The following is an 8,107-nucleotide window of genomic DNA, read 5'->3' on the forward strand; positions in this document are numbered from 1 at the left end:
GCCCAGACTCCCGCGATCAACCAGCACGAGCACGGCCAACGACCCGCACGCCAGCCCCTCCGACCAGCACGTTCGAAGATGGCGAAGCTTCATTGATGTAGCTCATCATGCCGTTGTCCTCGTGGGCCGCGATGTGGCAGTGGAACATCCACTTGCCGGGGTAGTCGGCGAAGGCGACCCGGATCACGACCTGGCCCGGCACACCGTCGACCGCGTGCGGCACGGGGATGGTGTCCTGCCGGTGGGTGTAGGGCTGGCGCACGCCGTTGACGGACACCACCTGGAAGGCGTTGGTGTGCAGGTGGAAGGGGTGGTCCTCGCCGGAGTGGTTGACGATGGTCCACTCCTCGGCCGTGCCGACCTTGGCCGGGGTGTCGAAGACGGAGCTGTCCATCGCGAACTGCTTGCCGTTGATGTAGAAGGTGTTGCCGTCGGCGCTCTCGGACAGGTCCAGGGTGCGCTGCTGGGCGACGGGCACCGCCGAGAGGTCGGCGGGGGCGGTGGGGATGGCGCCGGTGACGTCCGGCAGCCGGCGTACGGGGTCGCCGGCGACCTTGACGGTGGCGAGCTCCGTGTCGGGGTAGGCGTCCGCCCTGGGGGCCGTTGCTGTAGGCGGTGGTGCGCAGCGTCGCCTGGGCGGGGTGGGGGCCGGCGGTGACGAGGACGTCGTAGCGCTTGCCCGGGGGCAGCAGCAGGGTGTCGGGGGTAGTGACCTTGGCGACGGGGGTGCCGTTCTCGCCGATGACAGTGAAGTGGTAGCCGTCGAGCTGGAGTTGGTAGAAGATGTCGGCCCCGGCGTTGGCCAGGCGCCACAGCTGGGTCTCGTTCGGCTTCATCGACAGCACCGGCCGCAGTTGGCCGTTGACCAGGCGCACGGTCGGGTTGCCGGAGTTGATCGAGGTGGTGTCGGTGTTCTGCAGGATGTGCCCGGTGGGGTCGAGCTGGACGTCCTTGAGGACGAGGGTGTGCGCGGTGATGTGGCGCAGGTCCGCCGGGAGCAGGGTGCGGTCGTCGCCGACGATGAGCGCGCGGACAGGCCGGCGAAGATCTGGTTCTCCACGTCCCCGGGCATGGCGGCCATGTCCGGCATGCTCTGGGAGCCCGGCGCGGGGCAGGTGGTGCCCATGGCGTGGCTGTGGTACCAGAAGGTGCCCTGCGGGTGGTCGGCGGGTATCGCCAGCTTGTACGTGGTGGACTGACCGGGCGCCACGCACAGGAACGGGTCGTCGGACTGGCCCTCGGGTGAGACGTGCAGGCCGTGGAAGTGCAGGTTGGTGGCGACCGGCAGGTGGTTGACCAGGTGGACGTGACGGTCGATCCGGGCTTCACGCGGATGGTGGGGGCGACGAACGACCCGGTGTAGGACTGGCCGTACACCTGGCGTCCGGAAACGTCGAACCGGCTCTGGGTGGCGCCCTCCGTATTCAGATCGCTTGTGAGGGTGGGTGGTACGGGCCGCAGCCTTACCGATCGCTCTGCGGCGGACAAGACTTGACTTGTCTTCGCCGGGCTGAGAGCGACGGTCGGGGCTGTGGCATCGCACCCGGTGACCGGCCGCCGAGGGCGGCGGGGTGCGCGGTCACCGGGTGCGCGACCGCGTTACTGCAGCAGGCCGGCGTCCTGGAGGAGCTGCAGAGCGTCCTTGCCGTCGCCGAGGTCAGCGACGGGGGCGACGGTGCCGATCGAGTCGAGCGCGGGCAGGTTCTCCTTGCTCTTGACGCCTGCGACCAGCGGGTACTCGTAGCTCTGGGAGTTGGCGATTACGGTCTGGGCGGGAGCGCTCGCCAGGTAGGCGAGGGAGGCCTGGGCGGCGGCCTGGTGCTTGCTGCTGTTGAGCACGGCGGCGCCGGAGACGTCGACCAGGGCGCCGGGGTCGCCCTTGGTGAAGTAGTGCAGTGCGCTCTTGGTGGCGGCCGCGGTCTTCTCGTCGCGCAGGCGGTACCAGTAGTAGTGGTCGACCACGCTGCCCTGGACCTCGCCGCTGTTGACGGCGTTGGTGAGGTCCTCGTTGCTGCTGTAGATCTTGGCGTTGGCCTTCAGGCCGGCCAGCCACTGCTTGGCCGCGCCCGCGCCGCTGGCCTTCAGGACGCGGGTGACGATCGGGGTGAAGTCGGTCTCGCTGGGGGCGATGCCCAGGCGGTCCTTCCACTCGGGCTTGGCCAGGTCGAGGACGGAGGAGGGCGGCGCGGTGTCGGCCGGGGTGCCCGAGGCGGCGACGAACGCGGCGGTGCGGGCGGAGACACCGACCCAGTCCCCCTTGGGTGAACTGTCATCGGCCGGAACGGACTTGAGGGTGTCCGCCTGCACCGGCGCGAGCAGGTTCTTGTTCTCCAGGACGGTGAGCGCGGGCGGGTTCTCGGCGTAGAAGACGTCGGCCGGGGAGGCCGAGCCCTCCTGGAGGATCTGGTTGGCCAGCTCCGCCTCGTCCCGGAACGCAGCTGGACCTTCACGCCGGTGCGCTTCTTGAAGTCGGCCGCGAGCGCCTTCGTGCTCTCCTCGTGCTGGCCGCTGTACAGCGTGATCGACTGACCCACCAGCGACTGACCGCTCACCGACGGAGCGGCTTCCGCGGCGGGCTTGCCCGCCGAGCTACCGCACGCCGACAGCGCGAGGCACGAGGCGGACAGGGCGGCGACGGCGATGAGCGGTCCTGGCCGCAGGCCCCGCACGAGCCATCCGAGCTGGCCGAGGCCGTGCGCCGCACCTTCGACCTGGACGGCGTGGCCGTTCGGGCCCAGGCCCGGCGGCGAATGCGTCTTCGTGGACGACCGCCGGGCGTAGCCCGGGCCGGACGAATCCCTCGGCATCACCACGATGTCCGCGGGCGGGCTCACGGCGGCCGACCGGCTCGCCGGCGCAGGAGGTGGACGCTGAGGGCTGCGCAGAACAGGGAGACGAGCAGGACCTGGGCGCGCTCGGGAACGCCGACCGCCCGCTCGTCGGCCAGCACCATCGCGATCTCCCCGAGCCCCAGGATCCCCACCGCGAGCCCGGCCGCCAAGGTGAACAGGCCGAGCCGGTGGTGGCCCGGCAGGCGGAGCAGCGCGGCGCCGAAGAGGACGGCGGCGATCACCGCGACCGTGAACTCCAGCAGGCTGGTCAGCGTGTGAGTCTGGGCGAGCTGCGCCGTGAGGGTGCTCCGGTCCAGGGCGCGGCAGACCGGGTCGGCCGACGGCGCGCAGGGCATCGGCCACACGCCGTCGGCGGCCGAGCTCAGCCCGGTGACCGCGAGGGCGATCGCGGCGGCCACCGCCCGCCGACTCCCGCGGGCGCACGAGGCCGCGAGGCCCGCCGCGAGGACGACCAGGCCCACCCCGCCGATCGTGTCGCCCACACGGAACACCACGGCCCCGGACTGGCCCGCCACGGACAACTCGCTGACGTACGACCGGATCACGCTCAGCCGCGAGCCCACCACCCACTGCAGCGGGAACGAACTGTAGGCGAGGGACGCAAGCAGCCCCACCGCCGCGGCCACAGTCACCCAGGGGCCGTCCCGGGCACACGGGGCTCTCGCCCGCAGCAACGCCTCGCCCATGATTGTGGCTCCTGTCCGGCACGCAGGCCCGACACCACCACCCTAGGACGTTGGCGGTCAGAGGTCGTTTCCCGCGGGGGAGAGGTTGAAGCTCATGTTGGTGAGCGGGAAGTCCGGGGCGATCGTGTCGGGCAGGGCGGGCCAGTTGAAGAGCGGCGTGGTCGGGCAGGCTGTGCAGGACGGTGCCACCGGGGACCATGCCGCCGCGCAGCAACCGGTGTCCGGTGACGGTTTGGTGTCCGGCGGACGCCGCCGCGCCCTGCCATCCTCCGTCGGGACCGCCGGTGTCGAACCGGGCAGGTTAGCGGCTCGGCGATCCCCGGGCCCGAGCGGCATGTCGGGCGTGCCGGTCGATCCCACCAGCCGGGACGTGCTACGGATGGCGCCGGCCCTGGCGCCGATCGCTACGACGATCGGGTACGGCCTCGGACTCTTTCCGCGCTCGCTCAGCCGGCTCGGCTGCTTGGTGGCGCTGGTGCTGCTCGTCGTGGTCACCAGCCTTCCCTGGTCGGAGCCAGCCTTCCCTGCCTTGGTATTGGCCGTGAGCGGCCGGATCCTCCGTTCCTCCTTCGGCGTGCCGCAGCCGCGGGCAGCCGGCTGAGCCGGGTACGCCGCGCCCCCCGCGTGGCGCGGTCCTAGGCTGGTCCGTAGGAGCCGCTCGGCGGAGTCCCCGTCGCCCGTCAACCGGGGGCGGGCGTGACCGCACTGGAGGTGTCTCATGGTGTCTCCTGCTTCCTCTTCCTCGGCGACCGGTGCGAGCGGGACGCGCGCAATGCGCCACTGCTGCCCGAGTGGCATGGTGACCTTCGCCGGTGTGCTGGTGTTCATCCTTGCGCTCTTCAACGGCCTGAACGGCGTCGCCGCGATCAACCGGTCGCACGTCTTCGTCGACGGCGCCCACATCGTCGTGGGCGATCTGCGGGCCTGGGGCTGGACTCTGCTGGTGCTCGGGATCCTGCTGGCCCTGATCGCGGCCGGCATCCTGGCCGGCAGCCAGCTGGCGCGCTGGGTCGGCGTGGCCGTGCTGTCGCTCAACGCCTTCTCGCACATGTGGGTGGCGGCCAGCTACCCGCTCTGGTCGGTGCTGATCATCGTCCTGGACATCCTGGCGATCTACGCGCTCTGTGTGCACTGGGGCAGGCATGAGCACGAGGAGGCGACGCAGTAGCAGACCTCAAGGGCGACGACCACGGCGGTGAACGGGTCGGTGCGGGTCGAGGCGGTGCTCGACGAGCCGCTGTCGCGCTGGCTGTGGCAAGTGGCTGCTCCTCGTCCCGCACCACCTCGAGCCGGCCGCCCTGTGGCTTGTCCTGCTGGCGGTGAGCCTGGCCGCGTTCGTCGCGGTCCTGTGCACCGGCCGCTGCCCACAGAGGCTGTTCGACTACGGCACCGGCGTGCTGCGCTGGAGCCGATGGGTGGCCTGGCCAGCCGGGTTGACGTCGAGAAGTTTCTGGCCACTGCGCCAGGGTCATCTCTAGCGGCAGCGTCCCGCTGCAGGCCGGCGTTGGCCATCAGGACGTCGATCCTATGCGTGTGCTCCGCTCTCAGGCCGGTTCGCCTCTGATGGAACATCAGTTTCTTCATGTATGGATGTTCCCTGATGGGCCGCTTGACGGACGCCCCATGCGCGTTCCGGCCCTCGGGCAGGAAGCGGCAGGCGTGGCGTGGCGTCGTTCGGGGACGGAGCGGCATGGTGACCCGTGGTGCGGATTCGGCGGTGCGGCTGTCCGTGCGGTCGTACACGGCGGCCGACCAGGCGGCGGTGCTCTTCCTGGTCGCCGATGACCGGCTGACGGGCCGGCCGGAGACGACCCCGGTGATGCTCGCCGAGGCTCTGGAAGGGCGGTCAGCGGTGGATGGCGAGCGGTGGGCGGAACTGGACACCCCGCACACCGAGGTCGCGTGCGACGAGACCGGGCGAGTGCTCGGAGCCGTCAGCTACGCGCCGCGCCGCACGGACCGGGCCGGGCTCATCCTGTGGCTGCACGCCGGTGAGGACTACATGACCGCTGACAGTCGTCAACCACAGTCCCGGATCGCGCGGGCCGTGCAGCCGGGGCCGGGTCGGCACGCCGTCCCGTGTTCTGCTCGGAGGTGCTTCAGCAGGATGACTCGCCCTCGCCGGCGCCGCCCTGGTAGTCGGTCAGGTCGAGGATCTCCTCGACCGGGCGGCGTGGGGTGGCGACGCCGGGCGGGCCGTAGCCCAGGCGCAGCACCAGTTGGACGTGTTCGGGTGTGTCCTCGGGGTCGCGCAAGTGCCAGCGTGTGTCGGCGTACTCGACGGCCTGGTGGAGGACCGAGAGGCGCAGGCCGTGGACGGTGGCGAGCAGCCACACGTGTTCGAGGGCCTGTCCGGTGCGCAGCCAGTCTGCCGGGCGGTCGGCCGGGGTGGCGAGGGTGCACAGTTGGGGCAGTGCTTCGAAGCGCTGCGGTGCCATGGCGGGGGTGGTCCGTGGGTCCGGGGTGAAGGTTCGCATGGGGACCCGGGTGTCTGGGTCCTGCGGGCCCAGAGCGGCGGCCGGGATGCCGTCGGTGGCCGGTTCCTCGACACGCAGCCAGCTGCGTGTCTCGGCCACCTTGGCAAGGTCGGTGGCGATGCGCTGTTCGGCCTCTGCGGTGACGTTGAGGACGCGGCGTACCGCGGCCTCTTCGAGCAGCGTCAGGGTGGTGCCCTCCTCCCGTGCCGCTGCGATGAGTTCGCCCAGCACGGTCTCCGGGACGTCGCGGTTGGCGAACGGCTGGCGGCTGGAGTGGCGCTGCTGGATCGCGGGGTAGAGGCGGTGCCCGAAGGGGTGCCGGGGAGCGGGCTGGGAGAGGTCGATCTCGGCGAGCAGGTGGGGATCGGCGCTGTCGGGGAGCAGCCGCACCTGCGCGTCGCGGCCGAGCCGGCCGGCGGCGACGCGCAGGTTGAAGACTGCGGCGCCGACGGAGATGTGCAGTGCTCGGCCGAACGGGTCGGTGACCGGTACGGCGCGCTGCTCGTCGCCGTACACCCGGATCGCCCGCAGGCCGGGTGCCGGACGGAAGCGCCAGGGTTGGCTGTTGTGCAGCGAGGGGGCGGCGCCGGCGGTGGCGGTCAGCAGCCGCAGGTCATCGAGGGTCAGTGCTGGTTCGGTCATGGCCGGATGACTCCTTGCGTCGGGTCCAGCCGGTCTGTGTCCCAGCCGACGGTCGGGCTCGACGCGGGGCTGTCGCGGTCGTCGATCGGGCGGGCCGCCGGCTTCCTGGCCTCGCGGCTCTCCTGTTCCACGAAGCGGGACAGGGCGCGGGCGCTGTCGAGGAGCTGGGCGGGGAAGACGATGGTGGAGTTCTTCTCGGCGGCGATCTCGGCCAGGATCTGCAGGTTGCGCAGCTGCAGGGCGATCGGGTGGTCGGCGATGACATCGGCTGCCTCGGCCAGACGGCCCGCGCTGAGGGCCTCGCCCTCGGCCGCGATGATCTTCGCGCGCTTCTCCCGCTCGGCCTCCGCCTGCCGCGCCATCGCCCGCTGCATCGTCTGCGGGAGTTCGATGTCCTTCAGCTCCACGAGCAGGACGTAGACGCCCCACTGCTGGGTGAGGCCGTCCAGGATCTCCTTGATCCGCTCGTTGAGTGTCTCGGTGTCGGTGAGGACCTGGTCGAGCAGGGAGCGGCCGACCACGTTGCGGACCGTGGTCTGGGCGATCTGCCCGCTGGCGTCGGAGACGTTCTCGATCTCCACGATCGACTTCACCGGGTCGACGCAGCGGAAGTAGGCCACTGCGGCCACACCGATGGACACGTTGTCCTGGGTGATGACCTGCTGGGACGGGATGGGCATGGTGACCGTGCGAAGCGGGACCTTCCACATCCGGTCGACCAACGGGATCATGAACCGGATTCCCGGTCCCCGCACGCCGCGCAGGCGCCCGAGCCGGAACACCACCCCGCTTTGGTACTGCCGCACGACAGCGACTCCCAGGTTCGGCACGGCAACCGCCTCCTCGACGCGTCACTACCTCCATGGTGGGCCCGGTCCGCCCGCGTGGCACGGGCCCACCGGCCCTGGTCGCCGGTAGTCCAGCCTCCGATCGCCGCGGGCGCGGTCTTCGAGGACCCTGGGATAGGGGTTCACGTCGAGAGTCCGCCACGGTGGACGTGATCCGATCCGAGTCCCGGAGGGAGCCATGGTGGACGGCGAGTTCATCCCCGAGCGCGGGGCACGGCTGGTCCCACCCAACCTCGCCGACTACGAGCGGGCTCGGCGCGACTTCTCCTGGCAGGAGGCGCGCGGGATGCTCGACGGCCTCCCGTCCGGCCGGGGGCTGAACATCGCGTACGAGGCGCTCGACCGGCATGTCGTCGCCGGGTGCGGGGAGCGGGTCGCACTGCGCTGCGTCGCCACCGACCGGCAGGTCACGGAGGTGACCTACGCCGAACTGACCCGGTGGACCAGCCGCTTCGCGAACGCGCTGCGCTCGCTCGGCATCGGCAGGGGAGACCGGGTCGCCTCGCTGCTTAGAGCGTCCGCCAATAGGCGGTGTCAGCAGAGCAGGCACGGTTCACCCGATCATGGAGTTCTCTACGCTTCATGATCACCGGGGGATCCGT

General features: G+C 71.0%; 9 protein-coding genes and 1 pseudogene. 3 read left to right on the forward strand and 7 right to left on the reverse strand.

What is annotated here, in order from left to right; translation table 11 throughout:
* Positions 1-16: 16 nt before the first annotated feature.
* The 5 genes and pseudogenes from ACIG5E_RS38445 to ACIG5E_RS38465 all read right to left on the reverse strand — a co-directional run bounded on the left by ACIG5E_RS38445 (position 17) and on the right by ACIG5E_RS38465 (position 3,538).
* Positions 17-478 (reverse strand): multicopper oxidase domain-containing protein, encoded by a 462-nt coding sequence (locus ACIG5E_RS38445; protein WP_396541804.1) that lies wholly within the window; start codon positions 476-478, stop codon positions 17-19.
* Positions 479-707: 229 nt separating this feature from the next.
* A pseudogene (locus tag ACIG5E_RS38450) lies at positions 708-929 on the reverse strand (hypothetical protein); the annotation flags it as partial.
* Complete coding sequence (locus ACIG5E_RS38455) at positions 833-1,300, reverse strand: multicopper oxidase domain-containing protein (protein ID WP_396541818.1); 468 nt, start codon at positions 1,298-1,300, stop codon at positions 833-835. The gene ACIG5E_RS38455 and the pseudogene ACIG5E_RS38450, both read right to left, overlap by 97 nt.
* Positions 1,301-1,599: 299 nt before the next feature.
* A complete protein-coding gene (locus ACIG5E_RS38460) occupies positions 1,600-2,415 on the reverse strand; it encodes an extracellular solute-binding protein (RefSeq protein WP_396541820.1) in 816 nt (271 codons plus the stop codon).
* 415 nt (positions 2,416-2,830) lie between these two features.
* Entirely contained in the window at positions 2,831-3,538 is a 708-nt protein-coding gene (locus ACIG5E_RS38465) for a DUF998 domain-containing protein (protein ID WP_396541806.1), read from the reverse strand.
* Between the two features lie 100 nt (positions 3,539-3,638).
* Between ACIG5E_RS38465 and ACIG5E_RS38470 the strand changes: the two genes are divergently transcribed.
* On the forward strand, positions 3,639-4,139 hold the full coding sequence (locus tag ACIG5E_RS38470) for a hypothetical protein (protein WP_396541808.1): 501 nt from the start codon (positions 3,639-3,641) through the stop codon (positions 4,137-4,139).
* 195 nt (positions 4,140-4,334) lie between these two features.
* A complete protein-coding gene (locus ACIG5E_RS38475; RefSeq protein ID WP_396541810.1) occupies positions 4,335-4,706 on the forward strand; it encodes a hypothetical protein in 372 nt (123 codons plus the stop codon).
* 931 nt (positions 4,707-5,637) lie between these two features.
* Here ACIG5E_RS38475 and ACIG5E_RS38480 read toward each other — a convergent pair.
* Together ACIG5E_RS38480 and ACIG5E_RS38485 are read right to left on the reverse strand one after the other, a co-directional pair.
* A complete protein-coding gene (locus ACIG5E_RS38480; RefSeq protein WP_396541812.1) occupies positions 5,638-6,657 on the reverse strand; it encodes an Acg family FMN-binding oxidoreductase in 1,020 nt (339 codons plus the stop codon).
* Positions 6,654-7,463, reverse strand: a complete 810-nt coding sequence (locus tag ACIG5E_RS38485; RefSeq protein WP_396541814.1) for a slipin family protein — start codon at positions 7,461-7,463, stop codon at positions 6,654-6,656. Before ACIG5E_RS38485 ends, ACIG5E_RS38480 begins: the two co-directional genes overlap by 4 nt.
* 220 nt (positions 7,464-7,683) lie before the next feature.
* Between ACIG5E_RS38485 and ACIG5E_RS38490 the strand changes: the two genes are divergently transcribed.
* A complete protein-coding gene (locus tag ACIG5E_RS38490) occupies positions 7,684-8,091 on the forward strand; it encodes an AMP-binding protein (protein WP_396541816.1) in 408 nt (135 codons plus the stop codon).
* Positions 8,092-8,107 lie beyond the last annotated feature (16 nt).

The organism is Kitasatospora sp. NPDC053057, from assembly GCF_044546945.1.
Classification (GTDB): domain Bacteria; phylum Actinomycetota; class Actinomycetes; order Streptomycetales; family Streptomycetaceae; genus Kitasatospora.

Coding starts and splice junctions, on each gene's coding strand:
- ACIG5E_RS38465 (WP_396541806.1), bottom strand. CDS start 3,538: ATGGGCGAGGCGTTGCTGCGGGCGAGAGCCCCGTGTGCCCGGGACGGC.
- ACIG5E_RS38475 (WP_396541810.1), top strand. CDS start 4,335: ATGGTGACCTTCGCCGGTGTGCTGGTGTTCATCCTTGCGCTCTTCAAC.
- ACIG5E_RS38480 (WP_396541812.1), bottom strand. CDS start 6,657: ATGACCGAACCAGCACTGACCCTCGATGACCTGCGGCTGCTGACCGCC.
- ACIG5E_RS38490 (WP_396541816.1), top strand. CDS start 7,684: ATGGTGGACGGCGAGTTCATCCCCGAGCGCGGGGCACGGCTGGTCCCA.